Here is a 13,745-nt window from a genome sequence, read left to right on the forward strand (position 1 = left end):
CACTTTGATTCTACCTCTTAGGAAAACGCATGAACCTGACGCCGAGGGAAAAGGACAAGCTGCTCATCGCCATGGCGGCGATCGTGGCGCGCAAGCGGCTCGAACGCGGCGTCAAGCTCAACCATCCGGAGGCGATTGCGCTGATCACCGATTTCGTCGTCGAGGGTGCTCGCGACGGCCGTGCGGTCGCCGAATTGATGGAGGCCGGCGCCCATGTCGTCACCCGCGCGCAGGTGATGGACGGCATCGCCGAGATGATCCACGACGTCCAGGTCGAGGCGACGTTTCCCGACGGCACCAAGCTGGTGACCGTGCACGAACCGATACGGTGAGGAGAAAAACATGCTCGAGCTGCGCCCAAATTGCGAATGTTGCGACAAGGACCTGCCGCCGGAGGCGACGGATGCGCTGATCTGCACCTTCGAATGCACCTTCTGCGCCGATTGCGCGGAAAACGTGCTTGGCGGTGTCTGCCCGAATTGCGGCGGCAATTTTTCGGCGCGGCCGATCCGCCCGGCAGCGAAGCTGGAGAAATATCCCGCTTCGACCAAGCGCGTGCTCAAGGCCGAGGGCTGCGGTCCCCGCAAGGCCGCGTGACCGGCACGAACCCTGTCAGCAGAGAAGGCATTTCGATGATATCAGCTCCGATGAAACGAACCACGCTCGCGACGATCCTGCTGCTTGCCGCCGCCATGCCCGCCTACGCTCATGTCGGCGTCGGCACCACCTCGTCCTTCGCGGCCGGCTTCATGCATCCGCTGTCGGGCCTCGACCACATGATGGTGATGATCGCCGTCGGGCTTTGGGCGGCGCTCAAGGGTGGCAAGGCGATCTGGGCCTGGCCGGCGGCGTTTGTCGGCGTCATGCTGGTCGGCGGCGCGCTCGGCATGCTGCACGTGCCGCTGCCCTTCGTCGAACCGGGCATCCTCGCTTCCGTCGTGGCCTTGGGCCTGCTGGTGGCGCTGGCGGTCGATCTGCCTGTCTCGGCGGGGGTTGCCACTATCGGCCTGTTCGCGCTGTTTCATGGTCATGCCCATGGCACTGAGGTGCCCGAAAATGCCGGCGGGCTGGAGTACATGGCCGGCTTTGCCGCGGCCACCGTGCTGCTCCATGCGACGGGCATTGCGGCTGGTCTGGGCCTTGGTATGCGCTTCCGCGGCTTTGCCCGTGCGGCCGGCGCCGCCTGCGCGGCTGTTGGCGTCGGCCTCGTCTTCGGCGTGCTGTGAGGCCTCAGATGATCCCGGGCGAAGTCATCACCGCGAGCGGCGAGATCGAACTGAACAAGGGCCTGCCGACCGTGACGCTGAAAGTGGCCAACAGCGGCGACCGGCCGATCCAGGTCGGCAGCCACTACCACTTCTTCGAGACCAATGAAGGGTTGAAATTCGATCGTGCAAGGGCGCGCGGCATGCGGCTCGACATCGCCGCCGGCACGGCGATGCGCTTCGAGCCGGGTCAGGAGCGCGACGTCACGCTGGTGCCGCTCGGCGGCAAGCGCGAGGTCTACGGCTTCCAGCAAAAGGTGATGGGCAAGCTGTGAGATCGATTGCTGATGCATGTCGCCCAAAAGTGCTGAGTGGTTTTGGGGCAACGACATGCATGGAAACAAGCAGCGCTTTCGGCTCAGCCCGACGGCTTGGCCGCCGCATAGATGACGACTTTTCCCGGATCGTCGAACTCGATGGCGAGAACGTCCTCGGCGGCCACGCGCCTGGAATCGATGGCATTGAACAGCAGCGCGTTCGCCTCGATCTCCTTGCGCAGTTCCGCGATATCGTCCTGATGCTGCTTGATCTTGGTCTCGATCGCCGGCGGCGGGCCGCCTTCGCTGCGCGCCGCGTCGGTCAGGAACACGATATCGACCTTGTCGAGCTTGGACGTCTTGCGCACCGTGCCGATGTTTTCGCGCGTCCGGTCGATCGCGCTGCTGACCTTCCCGGCTTCAGTGCTTGTCCTGGTCTCTTCCTGCTTGACCTCCGAGCCGATGATGCGGTCAACGGTCTCGTTGCTTCCAAACCCTTGCGCGTTGAGCTCGGTGTGGGAGCCGGCCGCAGCGAGAAGCGCCAGCGCGGCCATCGCTTGCAGCCATCTTGTCGTGAGGGTAATCGCCATCGCTCGCTCCAGACGGAACTCTTTTCGGGACGCGGTTCAGCGCGAAAAGATAGAAACGAATCCCGCCCGGCGAAGGTTCCCTTTCTGATGTGGCGGGCGGGCCGGGTGCCGGCCCGCCGCAACCACGCGTCAGCTCGCCTTCTTTGTGATCAGCGTCAGTGCGCCGTCGGGGTTCATGCTGGCGGCGATAACCTGCGCCGAGGTCAGCCCCTTGGCTTCGAGCGCCGACTTGACCTTGGGCGTCGCGTCGATCGAGCTGCGCAGCTTCTGCAAACCGCCCTCGCCGCGCTGGGCGATCACCTGGTTGACCTGCGTCTGGGTATCCTTGGGCAGTTCCGTGATGTCGACGATGTTCACGCTCTGGATCGTCGGCACGGCCGGCTGCGCGCCGGGCGCGGCGGGTGCTGCCGGCGGCTGGCTGGGCTGTTGCTGCGCGGGCTGTTGCTGAGCGCTGGCTGCACTCGCCAACGCCAGGGTGGCGGCGGCTGCGATAAGTATCGTTTTGCGCATGGATCTTCCTTCCATCGATTTGGCAAACGGTCGTTTTGGGGTGACTCGCCCACCTCAACCGCCAAATGGGAACACAAGGTGTCGCTTAGCAGGTCATTGCGTGACCATAGGATGGCGGCAATGTGGGGCATGGCTTCGCAGCCGCATTTCGGGAGCAATTGCTGATGGCTAGAATTACCCGCGCCGCCTTTGCGCAGATGTACGGCCCGACGGTCGGCGACAAGGTGCGGCTGGCCGACACCGAATTGTTCATCGAGGTGGAAAAAGACCTCACCGTTCACGGCGAGGAAGTGAAATTCGGCGGCGGCAAGGTCATCCGCGACGGCATGGGCCAGAGCCAGGTTTCGCGGGCGCAAGGCGCGGTCGACACCGTCATCACCAACGCGCTGGTCATCGATGCGTCGGCCGGTATCTTCAAGGCCGATATCGGCCTCAAGGACGGCCGCATCGCCGCCATCGGCAAGGCCGGCAATCCGGATACTCAAGATGGCGTCACCATCATCATCGGCCCCAGCACCGAGATCATCGCCGGCGAGGGCAAGATACTGACTGCCGGGGGTATCGACGCGCATATCCACTTCATCTGCCCGCAGCAGATCGAGGAAGCGCTGATGAGCGGCATCACCACCATGCTCGGCGGCGGCACCGGTCCGGCGCACGGCACTCTGGCCACCACCTGCACGCCGGGGCCGTGGCACATGGCGCGCATGATCCAGTCCTTCGACGCCTTCCCGATGAACATCGGCCTGTCGGGCAAGGGTAACGCCTCGCTGCCGGCCGCCCTTGAAGAGATGGTGCTCGCCGGCGCCTGCTCGCTGAAGCTGCACGAGGACTGGGGCACGACCCCGGCTGCCATCGACTGCTGCCTGTCGGTCGCCGACGACCACGACGTGCAGGTGATGATCCACACCGACACGCTGAACGAATCGGGGTTTGTCGAAAACACCGTCGCGGCGATCAAGGGCCGCACCATCCATGCCTTCCACACCGAAGGCGCCGGCGGCGGCCATGCGCCTGATATTATCAAGGTCTGCGGCCTGCCCAACGTCATCCCGTCCTCGACCAATCCGACCAGGCCCTACACGGTCAACACGCTGGCCGAGCATCTCGACATGCTGATGGTCTGCCATCATCTGTCGCCGTCGATCCCGGAGGATATCGCCTTCGCCGAAAGCCGCATCCGCAAGGAAACCATAGCCGCCGAAGACATACTGCACGACATCGGCGCCTTCTCGATCATCTCCTCGGACAGCCAGGCCATGGGTCGCGTCGGCGAGGTGGCGATCCGTTGTTGGCAGACCGCCGACAAGATGAAGCGCCAGCGCGGCTCGCTGCCGCAGGAGACCGGCGAAAACGATAATTTCCGCGTCCGCCGCTACATCGCCAAATACACCATCAACCCGGCCATCGCGCATGGTCTGTCGAAGGAGATCGGCTCGGTGGCGGTCGGAAAACGCGCCGATCTCGTGCTGTGGAACCCGGCCTTCTTCGGCGTCAAGCCGGAGATGGTGCTGGTCGGCGGCTCGATTGCCGCAGCGCCGATGGGCGATCCCAACGCCTCGATCCCGACGCCGCAGCCGATGCACTACCGGCCGATGTTCGGCGCCTATGGCAAGGCGCTGACCAACTCCTCGGTGACCTTCGTTTCCAAGGCAGCTTTCGAGTCAGGACTGCAAGGCCGCCTCGGCGTCGACAAGGCCATGGTCGCGGTCGAAAACACCCGCGGCGGCATCGGCAAGCATTCGATGGTGCTCAACGACGCCACCCCGCATGTCGAGGTCGACCCCGAAACTTACGAGGTGCGCGCCGACGGCGAATTGCTCACCTGCGAGCCGGCAACCGTACTGCCGATGGCGCAGAGGTATTTTCTGTTCTGACGCGGCAGTTCGATCGCCCGGGCAAAAAGCGTTGCGGCTGCTATCCGGACGCCGCAATATGCCGTCGAGCAGAAGTCGCATTGTGATCAGGCATGGCCACCGAAATCGCCTCTCCCCACGACGTCTTTCCGCATATCCGCATCGTCATGGGCATGGTGATCGGCCTTGGCGTGACGCGGCTGCTGTCGGGGGTCGCCCGCATCGTCCAGCATCCCGGCCAGTACAAGCTCTATCCCGTGCATCTGGCCTGGGTCGGCTCGATGCTGTTGTTGCTGGTGCATTTCTGGTGGTGGGAGTTTGGCCTCTACGCCATCGAGACCTGGACCTTCGGCACGTACCTGTTCCTCATCTTCTATGCCGTCACGCTGTTCCTGCTCTGCGCGCTGCTGTTCCCGGACTCCATGCTCGACTACACCGGCTACGAGGATTTCTTCTATTCGCGCCGCGCCTGGTTCTTCGGCCTGCTGGCGATGACCTATCTGCTCGACGTCGTCGACACGTTGCTGAAAGGGCCGGAGCATTTCGCCCACTACGGCAATGAATATCTCATCCGCACCCCGGTTTTCGTTGCGCTGTGCATCGCAGCCATCCTGGTCCGCGATCGCCGCTTTCACATCGTCTTCGTCGCCGGCACGCTGATCTATCAGGTATCGTTCATCCTGCGGCTCTTCGACACGATCGTATGACGGCGGCGGATGGTCTAGAACATGATCCCGAAAAGTGGGAACCGGTTTTCGGAAAAGATCATGCTCAAACAAAAAGCTAGAGCCCATCCCGATACCATCGGGATGGAACAGGCTCTATGCTTCTCGGAAAAGGCAGGTTTCAACCATGTACAAGGCCGTCGGATCGCGCGGATCCCGGGTTAGTCGTGTTCTCTGGATGCTCGAGGAACTCGGGCAGCCCTATGAATTCGTCGAGGTCAAATTGCGCTCGCCGGAAGCCTATGCGCTGAACCCGTCCGGCAAGGTACCGATCCTGATCGACGGCGAGCTCATGGTGACGGATTCGGCAGCGATCTGCGTCTATCTCGGCGAAAAGCACGCGGATAAGGGCATGGGCGCCAATTCCGGTCTCGCAGGCCGGGCCGAGATGGATTCCTGGATGCATTTTGCCCAGTCGGAATTCGAGGCACCGCTGTGGAACAAAGTGCGCCACCGCTTCCTGCTGCCGAAGGAGGTGCGGGTCGATGTCGGCCCCGCTGCGGCGCATGACTTCGCCACGGAGGTCAAGGCGCTGGACCGTCGGCTTGGCGACAAGCCCTTTGCCCTCGGCGACCGGTTTTCCGCTATCGATGTGCTTTTAGGCGATATGGGCGGCTGGGCCCGCGCCGGCCGGTTCCCGATAGAGTCCGACAGCGTCAACGCCTATTTCGACCGCGTGCTGGCCCGTCCGGCCCGCGCCCGCGCGCAGGCCAATGGAGGATCTTCCAGATGAAGCTCGACATCCGCACCGACTTCACCAAGTTTCCGCGTGCCGTCTCCGTGCTGGCAGGCGCAGAGGCGGGGCCGACCGTGCCTTACGCCAAGGCTGTGCTTGCTCACGACGAGCGGCATCTGCGCCGTCGCGCCATCGAGACGTCAGTCGGCGAGAAGGTGCTTGTCGATCTGCCGGAGGCGGTTGCCTTGAACGACGGCGACAGGCTGGTGCTGGAGGACGGCCGTCATGTCGAGATCGTAGCGGCGCGCGAAGAGGTCTATGACATTCGCGCCCGCAATGCCGTGCATCTGGCCGAACTCGCCTGGCATATCGGCAACCGCCATCTCGCAGCAAGCATCGAAGCCGATCGCATCCTCATCCTGCGCGACCATGTCATCAAGGCGATGCTGGAGGGACTCGGCGCCACGGTGAGCGACGTCTCCGAGCCATTCAAACCTGTACGCGGCGCCTATTCCGGCCACGGCGGTCATGATCACGGTCATGCCCATGCCGAGGCGCATGCGCACAGCCATTCTGAATCGCATTCCCATTCCCATGCCGAATCGCATTCCCATTCGCACGGCCATTCCCATTCGCATGATGATGACCACCACCATCATGACTGACCAGCCTTCCGGCATCGCCTTGCTGCGGCTGATGGCATGGCTGTCGCCGGCCTTTCCTGTCGGCGGCTTTTCCTACAGCCATGGCCTCGAACGCGCCGTGCACGACGGCCTGATAACCGACAGGCAAAGCCTCGCTGCCTGGCTGGAGACGCTGGTCGAGATGGGCTCGGGCTGGAACGACGCCGTGCTGTTCGCCGAAGCCTGGCGGCGTGCCCGCGAAGCCGGCGACCTGGATGAGATTGCCGCACTCGCCGAAGCCTTGGCCGGCTCGCGCGAGCGTCATGCCGAGACCATGCTGCAGGGCGCCGCCTTCCTGAAAGCGGCATCGGCCTGGCCGTCTCAGGTGCTGGATCGTCTGCCAGAAGACTGCGCCTATTGCGTCGCCGTCGGCGCCGTTGCCGGCGGCAATGGCATCGCCTTGCAGGATGCACTCTCTGCCTTTCTGCAGGCTTTCTTCTCCAACCTCGTCCAGGCAGCGATCAGGCTTGGCGTCGTCGGACAGAGCGACGCCACCGCGCTGCTCGCCGGCTTCGAACCACTGGCGCTGGCGACGGCTGCCCGCGCCGCCGGCTCGACGCCAGACGATCTCGGCGGCTGCGCCTTCGTCTCCGACGTCATGGCGATGAAGCACGAAACCCAATATTCGCGGCTGTTTCGTTCATGATCCTCATCGCCTTTACGCTGTCGCTCGTCCTGCTCGTGATCACCGCTCTGCATGTCTATTGGGGGATCGGCGGTGTCTGGCCGGGCAGGGACGCTTCGTCCTGCGCCCATGCTGTCGTCGGCTTTCGCGGCGTCAGTGAGATGCCCTCGCCCTTTGCCAGCTTTGCCGTTGCCGCCTGCCTTGGCCTGGCGACATTGTGGCCGATGGCGCTCGAAGGCGTCTTTGCCTCGCCCTTTCCCAAGCAAGGTCTTGCCGCCACATCGATGCTGATTGCGCTGGTCTTCCTCGGTCGCGGCATTGCCGGCTTCACGCCCTGGTGGCGGCGGCTCACGCCCGAGCAGCCTTTCGCGCGGCTCGATGTCCGGTATTATTCGCCGCTGTGCCTGCTGATCGGGCTCGGCTTCGCCGTCCTTGCCATCACGGAGTTCTCGACATGACCCAAGCCAATGGTCCCCTTCGCATCGGCATCGGCGGTCCTGTCGGTTCCGGCAAGACGACGCTCACCGAAAAGCTCTGTAAAGCGCTGCGCGACGACTTCTCCATCGCCGTCGTCACCAACGACATCTACACCAGGGAAGACGCCATGATGCTGGCCAGGCTGCAGGCGCTGCCCGAAGACCGCATCGTCGGCGTCGAGACAGGCGGCTGCCCGCACACCGCCATTCGCGAGGATGCCTCGATCAATCTGCAGGCGATCGCCGAGCTGAACAAAAAATTCCCGGATCTCGACGTCATCTTCATCGAATCCGGCGGCGACAATCTCGCCGCCACCTTCTCGCCCGATCTCGCCGACCTGACGCTCTATGTCATCTCCGTCTGCCAGGGCGAGGAAATTCCGCGCAAGGGTGGGCCGGCGATCACCCGCTCCGATTTCCTCGTCATCAACAAGAGCGATCTCGCGCCCTATGTGAACGTCAACCTCGATGTCATGGAGAGCGATGCCACCCGCATGCGCGGTAAACGCCCCTTCGGCTTCACCGACCTGTCGCGCGGCAAGGGGCTGCAGGAGGTGATCGATTTCATCGTCGAGCATGGCGGGCTCGGCGTCGGCGCCGCCAAAAGCACGGCCGCGTAAGGCGGGAGCCTCATCCGACCGAAGGCTGCACCAAACGAAACCGGTTGCACGCTTGTCAGGCGCGCGGCATCCTCGCCTCTTTTATGGAGTATTCTCGATGAGCATTGCCCGCCTGCAGAAAGAGCCGCTGACCAATCTACCCTTCTATGAGGAGCGCGTCGATCTCGCTTGCGCCTTCCGCTGGACGGCGCGGCTCAACATGCACGAGGCGGTGGCCAATCATTTCTCGCTGGCCGTCAACGAGGACGGCACCAAATTCCTGATGAATCCCAACCAGGTGCATTTCTCTCGGATCAAGGCTAGCGATCTTCTGCTGATCGACGCCAACGATCCCGAGACGCTCTCCGGCCCCAACGCGCCCGACCCGACGGCCTGGGGTCTGCACGGCGCCATCCACCGCAATGTGCCGCATGCGCGCTGCGTCATGCATGTGCATTCGGTCCACGCCACCGTGCTGGCATCGCTCGCCGACTCGACGCTGCCGCCGGTCGACCAGAACTCGGCCATGTTCTTCAACCGCCATGTCGTCGACGCCAACTATGGCGGACTGGCCTTCGAAGAGGAGGGCGAGCGCTGCTCGCAGCTTCTGACCGATCCGAAGGTCAAGGTCATGGTGATGGGCAATCACGGCGTGCTGGTCATCGGCGACAATGTTGCCGATGCCTTCAACCGCATGTTCTATTTCGAGCGCGCCGCCGAGACCTACATCAAGGCGCTGTGGACCGGCCGTCCGCTGCGTATGTTGTCCGATGCCATTGCCGAGAAGACGGCAAGCGAGATGGACGACTATCCCGGCCAAGCCGAACGGCATCTCAGCGAATTGAAGGCGATCCTCGACGAGCAGGAGCCGGTCTACCGGAACTGAGGGCTATTTTTAAAGCCCGAATTCCCGGCGCAGATCTTCGGCGCTGTTGATGACGACAGCACCAGGCGGCCCTTCCATCGGCGCTTCCGGCCAGAACATCGTGCGCATTCCCGCCGCCAGCCCGGCCATGGCGCCGGTGCGGCTGTCGTCGACCGCCGCCGCGTCAGCCGGCTCGACGCCGGCCAGGAAGGCGGCGCGCAGGAAGGGTTCTGGATGCGGCTTGCCTTCGTGCACATCGTTGCGGCTGATCGTCTTCATGCCTGGATAGACCAGGCCGACCGCGCGCAGATTGGCATCGACGATCAGCCGGTCGGAATTGGAGACCACCGCCTGCTGCACGCCGCGTTCGCGCAATTCGTTGAAGATCTCGATCGCGCCGGGGCGCGGCTTCAGCGTTTCGGCCATTGGCAGATAGTGATCGTATTTGCGCACGATCCAGTCGTCGAACGGCAGGTCGAGGCCGAACTCGCCGCACAGCATCTCGTAGACCGGCCATGCGGCGACGCCCAGCACCCGCTCATGCAGATTGGTCGGCGGCGCGATGCCGACGCTGCGCAGCGCCGCCACCAGGGCTGCCTCGTGCAGCGGCTCGCTGTCGACCAGCGTGCCGTCCATATCCCAGAAAACCGCTTTCGGCGTCATGCAAGGCTCCTTTTGTGACCCCCATAAAGCGTTTGTGTCCGGAGATAAACCGTCGAACCCGCGATCCCCGATATTCATGAGGCTGCAGCGTCTTCGCGGAGGTCCGGCTCACAGTGCCCGGTGCCCGGTCAGGGCATCAAACGGCGTAAGCAATTGCCCTTTGGATAGACAATTGCGCATGGCGCCATTCCTTGTAAGCTAAAGCACCCGCTTGCATACTGAGCGGGGCTTGGGAGGCAGGACGTGAATTCGCGGCAGGACGGTGGCAGCAACCGGTTGGACGACGCGGCGCGCGCCGGCTGGCTTTACTATGTCGCCGGCAACACGCAGGACCAGATCGCCGCCACGCTAGGCATCTCCAGGCAGACTGCACAACGGCTGGTGTCGCTGGCGGTGTCCGAAGGGCTGATCAAGGTGCGCGTCGACCACCCGATCGCCAATTGCCTCGACCTGGCGGCGCGGCTGAAATCGCGCTTCGCGCTCGATCTGGTCGAGGTCGTGCCGAGCGACCCGACCTCCTCTTCCACCATCGTCGGCGTTGCCGAGGCGGCCGCGGCCGAGATCGAAAGGCGGCTGAGATCGCCGGCGCCGATCGTCATGGCAATCGGCACAGGGCGTACGCTGAAGGCCGCGATCGAGCAGTTGCCGCCGATGGAGTGCCCGCAGCACAAGGTGGTGTCGCTGACCGGCAACATCTCGCCCGACGGTTCGGCCGCCTTCTACAACGTCATCTTCACCATGGCCGACAGGGTCAAGGCGCGCTCGTTCCCGATGCCGCTGCCGGTCATCGCCTCTTCGCCGGAGGAGCGCGAGATGCTGCTCGCCCAGCCGATGATCCAGCCGACCCTCGCGCTCGCGGCAGAGGCCGACGTCACCTTCGTCGGCATCGGCGATCTCGGTCCGAAGGCGCCGCTCTACGAGGACGGGTTCATTTCGGAGAGTGAGCTGAAGGCGCTGCAGAAAGCCGGTGGCATTGCCGAGATCGTCGGCTGGGTGTTCGACCGCGAAGGCCGCATGATCGAGGGCATCACCAACGACCGCGTGTCGTCGGCCGCGCTGCCGTCGCGTGAAAGGTCGCTGGTGATTGCGCTGGCCATGGGCGAGCGCAAGCTGCCGGGCATCCTGGCGGCGGTGAACCGGCGGCTGATCAACGGCCTGATCACCGACGAGCGAACCGCAACCGCGCTGCTGGCCGCCAGTTGACCTTCCATAAGACAGGCAAGCCTATTTATACGGTCCGTGAGGGTCGTTGCCGTCGAGGAGACCCATGTCGCGCTGCAGATGCGGCGACAGCTCCCTTATGTCGATGTAGGCCCGCCGCTTTGCCGTGTGCCGCGCAAATCCACGCGCCAGCCACGAAAACCAGCTGTAGCCTGGCGTGAAAGACAGCTTTTCCTGTACCGTGGTCATGATCGTCAGCCTCCGCTATGTCTAGACGAGAGTGATCGTCGACCCCAGATATCGGCCCGATTGGCCCTTGCTTCCAATCAAACGTCGATCATGGCCCATAAGGAGGGCTTATGCCGAATCTCGAGCCACGACAGATTTCCCAACTCCCGCCGCTGCAGGCGATCCGGGTGTTCGAGGCGGTGGCGCGGCATCTTTCCTTCACCAAGGCCGCGGAAGAGCTCGGCATGACGCAGGCAGCGGCGAGCTATCAGATCAAGCTGCTGGAAGAGCGCGTCGGCGGGCCTTTGTTCCTGCGCCGGCCAAAACAGATCGTCCTGACCGAAGCTGGCCAGCGCATGGCGCCTGCCGTCAGCGAGGCGTTCGCCCTGCTGAGCGGAGCCTATTCCGCCGCGCGCACCGGGGCCGATGGCCTGCTCTGTGTCTCGACGCTGCTGACCTTCGCCTCGAACTGGCTGGCGCAGCATCTCGGCTCGTTCCAGCTCGCGCATCCGTCGTTGGCCGTTCGCCTCGACACGTCGAACCGCCTCGTCGATTTCGCTCGCGAAGACATCGACATCGCCATCCGTTCGGGCGGCGGAAACTGGCCGGGTATGGAAGTGCACAAGCTTCTCGATGCCGACTTCACACCGATGCTGAGTCCGAAACTCGCAGCGAGCATCGGCGGCGTCAACGAGCCTGCCGATCTGTTGCGCCTGCCCATCCTCGATCCCAGCGATATCTGGTGGAGGGACTGGTTCGCGGCTGCCGGTGTGCAGTCCCACGATCTTGCCGCTCGTCCCGGCTCAAGCATGGGTGCGCAAGCCTACGAGGCCAATGCCGCCATCGCCGGGCAGGGCGTCGCCATCCTGACCAGAGCGCTGTTCAAGACCGAACTTGCCGATGGCCGCCTCATCCAGCCCTTTGACCTCGTCGGCGACGACGGCCATGCTTACTGGCTGGTCTATCCCGAGGCGCGCCGCAACGTGCCGAAGATCCGCGCCTTTCGCGACTGGGTTCTAGCCGAGATCGCTTGCCAGTAGGCAGCCAGTTTTCTCTGCGGCTCGTCGCCGGTATCCGCCGCTTCGCAGCCGCAACATCCATCATCCTACGTCCTCAAGCGCCCCGGCGCACGATGCCGCGCGGCATCGTCGTGCTGCAATGCAGCAACGAATCCGGCTTGACATAATTAACGCCAGGTGAGTAATTGCTCACAGCCAAGGCAAATGCTCATCTTGGTTTATGGGAGGAATTTGATGAAACTTCGCACGCTCACACTGGGCCTGTTGTCGGCCAGCGCTCTTGCGTTCGCCGCGCACGCCGAATCCATCACCATCGCCACCGTCAACAACGGCGATATGGTCCGCATGCAGAAGCTGACGGACGACTTCACCAGCAAGAATCCCGATATCCAGCTCAACTGGGTTACGCTCGAGGAAAACGTCCTGCGCGAGCGCGTCACCACCGACATCGCCACCAAGGGCGGCCAGTACGACGTCATGACCATCGGCACCTACGAGGTTCCGATCTGGGCCAAGCAGAGCTGGCTCCTGCCGCTCGACAAGCTCGGCGACGACTATGACACCAAGGACATCATCCCGGCCATCGCCGGCGGCCTTTCGGTCGACGGCAAGCTCTACGCCGCGCCTTTCTACGGCGAAAGCTCCTTCGTCATGTACCGCAAGGACCTGATGGAGAAGGCCGGGTTGACCATGCCCGACGCACCGACCTGGGACTTCATCAAGCAGGCCGCCGAGAAGATGACCGATCGCGCCAATGGCGTGAACGGCGTCTGCCTGCGCGGCAAGGCCGGCTGGGGCGAGAACATGGCTTTCCTGACCGCCATGTCGAACTCCTTCGGCGCCCGCTGGTTCGACGAAAACTGGAAGCCGCAATTCGACCAGCCGGAATGGAAGAACACGCTGCAGTTCTATGTCGACCTGATGAAGGCCGCTGGGCCGGAGGGCGCCTCGTCCAACGGCTTCAATGAAAACCTGGCGCTGTTCCAGCAGGGCAAGTGCGGCATGTGGATCGACGCCACCGTCGCTGCCTCCTTCGTCTCCGACCCGAAGGCATCCACCGTCGCCGACAAGGTCGGCTATGCGCTGGCGCCGGACAATGGCCTCGGCAAGCGCGGTAACTGGTTGTGGGCTTGGTCGCTGGCCATTCCTGCCGGCACGCAGAAGGCTGACGCGGCACAGAAGTTCGTGTCCTGGGCGACCAGCAAGGGCTATGCCGAGCTCGTCGCGTCGAAGGAAGGCTGGGCCAACGCTCCGCCCGGAACGCGCACCTCGCTCTATGCCAATCCCGAGTACCAGAAGGCGGCACCTTTCGCCAAGATGACACTGGACTCCATCAACGCCGCCGACCCGACGCATCCGACCGTCAAGCCGGTGCCCTATGTCGGCGTCCAGTTCGTCGCCATCCCTGAGTTCCAGGGCCTTGGCACCACCGTCGGCCAACTCTTCTCGGCGGCACTCGCCGGCCAGTCGAGCGTCGACGACGCCCTCAAACAGGCCCAGGACGCCGCCACCGCGGCGATGACCGAGGGCGGCTATATCCAGTAGGC

19 protein-coding genes are annotated in these 13,745 nt (G+C 63.7%); 15 read left to right on the top strand and 4 right to left on the bottom strand.

The genetic code is table 11. The features are described 5' to 3' along the window. Positions 1 to 29 precede the first annotated feature (29 nt). The 4 genes from ACFX5Q_RS01070 to ACFX5Q_RS01085 are packed head-to-tail and all read left to right on the top strand — an operon-like array spanning position 30 to position 1,540. Positions 30 to 332, top strand: coding sequence for an urease subunit gamma (locus ACFX5Q_RS01070; protein WP_006200750.1), 303 nt, complete (start codon positions 30 to 32; stop codon positions 330 to 332). 10 nt (positions 333 to 342) lie between these two features. Then, a complete protein-coding gene (locus ACFX5Q_RS01075) occupies positions 343 to 597 on the top strand; it encodes a DUF1272 domain-containing protein (protein ID WP_404274700.1) in 255 nt (84 codons plus the stop codon). Positions 598 to 632: 35 nt separating this feature from the next. Continuing rightward, positions 633 to 1,226 (top strand): HupE/UreJ family protein, encoded by a 594-nt coding sequence (locus ACFX5Q_RS01080; protein ID WP_404274701.1) that lies wholly within the window; start codon positions 633 to 635, stop codon positions 1,224 to 1,226. 8 nt (positions 1,227 to 1,234) lie between these two features. After that, complete coding sequence (locus ACFX5Q_RS01085) at positions 1,235 to 1,540, top strand: urease subunit beta (protein WP_192178264.1); 306 nt, start codon at positions 1,235 to 1,237, stop codon at positions 1,538 to 1,540. An 83-nt stretch (positions 1,541 to 1,623) separates the two neighbouring features. Here the strand turns inward: ACFX5Q_RS01085 and ACFX5Q_RS01090 are convergent, their stop codons facing one another. Both ACFX5Q_RS01090 and ACFX5Q_RS01095 read right to left on the bottom strand, forming a co-directional pair. Then, positions 1,624 to 2,112 (bottom strand): hypothetical protein, encoded by a 489-nt coding sequence (locus tag ACFX5Q_RS01090; RefSeq protein WP_404274702.1) that lies wholly within the window; start codon positions 2,110 to 2,112, stop codon positions 1,624 to 1,626. 129 nt (positions 2,113 to 2,241) lie between these two features. After that, the gene (locus tag ACFX5Q_RS01095; protein WP_404274703.1) at positions 2,242 to 2,622 is read right to left on the bottom strand and encodes a hypothetical protein; all 381 of its coding nucleotides are present in this window, start codon (positions 2,620 to 2,622) and stop codon (positions 2,242 to 2,244) included. A gap of 164 nt (positions 2,623 to 2,786) precedes the next feature. On the opposite strand from ACFX5Q_RS01095, the gene ureC reads away from it, so the two are divergent. The 8 genes from ureC to ACFX5Q_RS01135 all read left to right on the top strand — a co-directional run bounded on the left by ureC (position 2,787) and on the right by ACFX5Q_RS01135 (position 9,148). Next, a complete protein-coding gene (gene ureC / locus ACFX5Q_RS01100) occupies positions 2,787 to 4,499 on the top strand; it encodes an urease subunit alpha (RefSeq protein WP_404274705.1) in 1,713 nt (570 codons plus the stop codon). A 92-nt stretch (positions 4,500 to 4,591) separates the two neighbouring features. Then, complete coding sequence (locus ACFX5Q_RS01105; protein WP_404274707.1) at positions 4,592 to 5,185, top strand: hypothetical protein; 594 nt, start codon at positions 4,592 to 4,594, stop codon at positions 5,183 to 5,185. 145 nt (positions 5,186 to 5,330) lie between these two features. Next, complete coding sequence (locus ACFX5Q_RS01110) at positions 5,331 to 5,936, top strand: glutathione S-transferase family protein (RefSeq protein ID WP_404274709.1); 606 nt, start codon at positions 5,331 to 5,333, stop codon at positions 5,934 to 5,936. Beyond that, the gene (locus ACFX5Q_RS01115) at positions 5,933 to 6,544 is read left to right on the top strand and encodes an urease accessory protein UreE (protein ID WP_404274711.1); all 612 of its coding nucleotides are present in this window, start codon (positions 5,933 to 5,935) and stop codon (positions 6,542 to 6,544) included. The genes ACFX5Q_RS01110 and ACFX5Q_RS01115 overlap by 4 nt, the downstream gene beginning before the upstream one ends. Continuing rightward, positions 6,537 to 7,208, top strand: coding sequence for an urease accessory protein UreF (locus tag ACFX5Q_RS01120; protein ID WP_404275344.1), 672 nt, complete (start codon positions 6,537 to 6,539; stop codon positions 7,206 to 7,208). Before ACFX5Q_RS01115 ends, ACFX5Q_RS01120 begins: the two co-directional genes overlap by 8 nt. Beyond that, complete coding sequence (locus ACFX5Q_RS01125; RefSeq protein ID WP_404274713.1) at positions 7,205 to 7,645, top strand: DUF3995 domain-containing protein; 441 nt, start codon at positions 7,205 to 7,207, stop codon at positions 7,643 to 7,645. Before ACFX5Q_RS01120 ends, ACFX5Q_RS01125 begins: the two co-directional genes overlap by 4 nt. After that, positions 7,642 to 8,283: an urease accessory protein UreG gene (gene ureG / locus ACFX5Q_RS01130; RefSeq protein ID WP_404274714.1), complete on the top strand. Its 642-nt coding sequence runs from the start codon at positions 7,642 to 7,644 to the stop codon at positions 8,281 to 8,283. The genes ACFX5Q_RS01125 and ureG overlap by 4 nt, the downstream gene beginning before the upstream one ends. 97 nt (positions 8,284 to 8,380) lie before the next feature. Beyond that, complete coding sequence (locus ACFX5Q_RS01135; protein ID WP_404274715.1) at positions 8,381 to 9,148, top strand: class II aldolase and adducin N-terminal domain-containing protein; 768 nt, start codon at positions 8,381 to 8,383, stop codon at positions 9,146 to 9,148. Between the two features lie 9 nt (positions 9,149 to 9,157). On the opposite strand, the gene ACFX5Q_RS01140 is transcribed toward ACFX5Q_RS01135, so the two are convergent. Continuing rightward, positions 9,158 to 9,790, bottom strand: coding sequence for an HAD family hydrolase (locus ACFX5Q_RS01140; RefSeq protein ID WP_404274717.1), 633 nt, complete (start codon positions 9,788 to 9,790; stop codon positions 9,158 to 9,160). Positions 9,791 to 10,033: 243 nt separating this feature from the next. On the opposite strand from ACFX5Q_RS01140, the gene ACFX5Q_RS01145 reads away from it, so the two are divergent. Continuing rightward, the gene (locus ACFX5Q_RS01145; protein ID WP_404274718.1) at positions 10,034 to 10,993 is read left to right on the top strand and encodes a sugar-binding transcriptional regulator; all 960 of its coding nucleotides are present in this window, start codon (positions 10,034 to 10,036) and stop codon (positions 10,991 to 10,993) included. A gap of 21 nt (positions 10,994 to 11,014) precedes the next feature. Here ACFX5Q_RS01145 and ACFX5Q_RS01150 read toward each other — a convergent pair whose 3' ends face one another. Then, positions 11,015 to 11,200, bottom strand: a complete 186-nt coding sequence (locus ACFX5Q_RS01150) for a hypothetical protein (RefSeq protein ID WP_404274720.1) — start codon at positions 11,198 to 11,200, stop codon at positions 11,015 to 11,017. A gap of 110 nt (positions 11,201 to 11,310) precedes the next feature. Here ACFX5Q_RS01150 and gcvA point away from each other — a divergent pair, with 110 nt between their 5' ends. Beyond that, a complete protein-coding gene (gcvA, locus tag ACFX5Q_RS01155; RefSeq protein WP_404274721.1) occupies positions 11,311 to 12,219 on the top strand; it encodes a transcriptional regulator GcvA in 909 nt (302 codons plus the stop codon). A gap of 213 nt (positions 12,220 to 12,432) precedes the next feature. After that, the gene (locus tag ACFX5Q_RS01160) at positions 12,433 to 13,743 is read left to right on the top strand and encodes an ABC transporter substrate-binding protein (RefSeq protein ID WP_404274723.1); all 1,311 of its coding nucleotides are present in this window, start codon (positions 12,433 to 12,435) and stop codon (positions 13,741 to 13,743) included. The last annotated feature ends 2 nt before the right edge of the window (positions 13,744 to 13,745 follow it).

Origin of the sequence: Mesorhizobium sp. IMUNJ 23033, from assembly GCF_044778005.1 — a bacterium.
In the GTDB taxonomy this organism is placed as follows: Bacteria; Pseudomonadota; Alphaproteobacteria; order Rhizobiales; family Rhizobiaceae; genus Mesorhizobium; species Mesorhizobium amorphae_A.

Bases quoted from the DNA above. Each gene is read 5' to 3' on its own strand.
- ACFX5Q_RS01070 (WP_006200750.1), top strand. From the start codon at position 30: ATGAACCTGACGCCGAGGGAAAAGGACAAGCTGCTCATCGCCATGGCG.
- ACFX5Q_RS01075 (WP_404274700.1), top strand. From the start codon at position 343: ATGCTCGAGCTGCGCCCAAATTGCGAATGTTGCGACAAGGACCTGCCG.
- ACFX5Q_RS01080 (WP_404274701.1), top strand. From the start codon at position 633: ATGATATCAGCTCCGATGAAACGAACCACGCTCGCGACGATCCTGCTG.
- ACFX5Q_RS01085 (WP_192178264.1), top strand. From the start codon at position 1,235: ATGATCCCGGGCGAAGTCATCACCGCGAGCGGCGAGATCGAACTGAAC.
- ACFX5Q_RS01090 (WP_404274702.1), bottom strand. From the start codon at position 2,112: ATGGCGATTACCCTCACGACAAGATGGCTGCAAGCGATGGCCGCGCTG.
- ACFX5Q_RS01095 (WP_404274703.1), bottom strand. From the start codon at position 2,622: ATGCGCAAAACGATACTTATCGCAGCCGCCGCCACCCTGGCGTTGGCG.
- ureC (WP_404274705.1), top strand. From the start codon at position 2,787: ATGGCTAGAATTACCCGCGCCGCCTTTGCGCAGATGTACGGCCCGACG.
- ACFX5Q_RS01105 (WP_404274707.1), top strand. From the start codon at position 4,592: ATGGCCACCGAAATCGCCTCTCCCCACGACGTCTTTCCGCATATCCGC.
- ACFX5Q_RS01110 (WP_404274709.1), top strand. From the start codon at position 5,331: ATGTACAAGGCCGTCGGATCGCGCGGATCCCGGGTTAGTCGTGTTCTC.
- ACFX5Q_RS01115 (WP_404274711.1), top strand. From the start codon at position 5,933: ATGAAGCTCGACATCCGCACCGACTTCACCAAGTTTCCGCGTGCCGTC.
- ACFX5Q_RS01120 (WP_404275344.1), top strand. From the start codon at position 6,537: ATGACTGACCAGCCTTCCGGCATCGCCTTGCTGCGGCTGATGGCATGG.
- ACFX5Q_RS01125 (WP_404274713.1), top strand. From the start codon at position 7,205: ATGATCCTCATCGCCTTTACGCTGTCGCTCGTCCTGCTCGTGATCACC.
- ureG (WP_404274714.1), top strand. From the start codon at position 7,642: ATGACCCAAGCCAATGGTCCCCTTCGCATCGGCATCGGCGGTCCTGTC.
- ACFX5Q_RS01135 (WP_404274715.1), top strand. From the start codon at position 8,381: ATGAGCATTGCCCGCCTGCAGAAAGAGCCGCTGACCAATCTACCCTTC.
- ACFX5Q_RS01140 (WP_404274717.1), bottom strand. From the start codon at position 9,790: ATGACGCCGAAAGCGGTTTTCTGGGATATGGACGGCACGCTGGTCGAC.
- ACFX5Q_RS01150 (WP_404274720.1), bottom strand. From the start codon at position 11,200: ATGACCACGGTACAGGAAAAGCTGTCTTTCACGCCAGGCTACAGCTGG.
- gcvA (WP_404274721.1), top strand. From the start codon at position 11,311: ATGCCGAATCTCGAGCCACGACAGATTTCCCAACTCCCGCCGCTGCAG.
- ACFX5Q_RS01160 (WP_404274723.1), top strand. From the start codon at position 12,433: ATGAAACTTCGCACGCTCACACTGGGCCTGTTGTCGGCCAGCGCTCTT.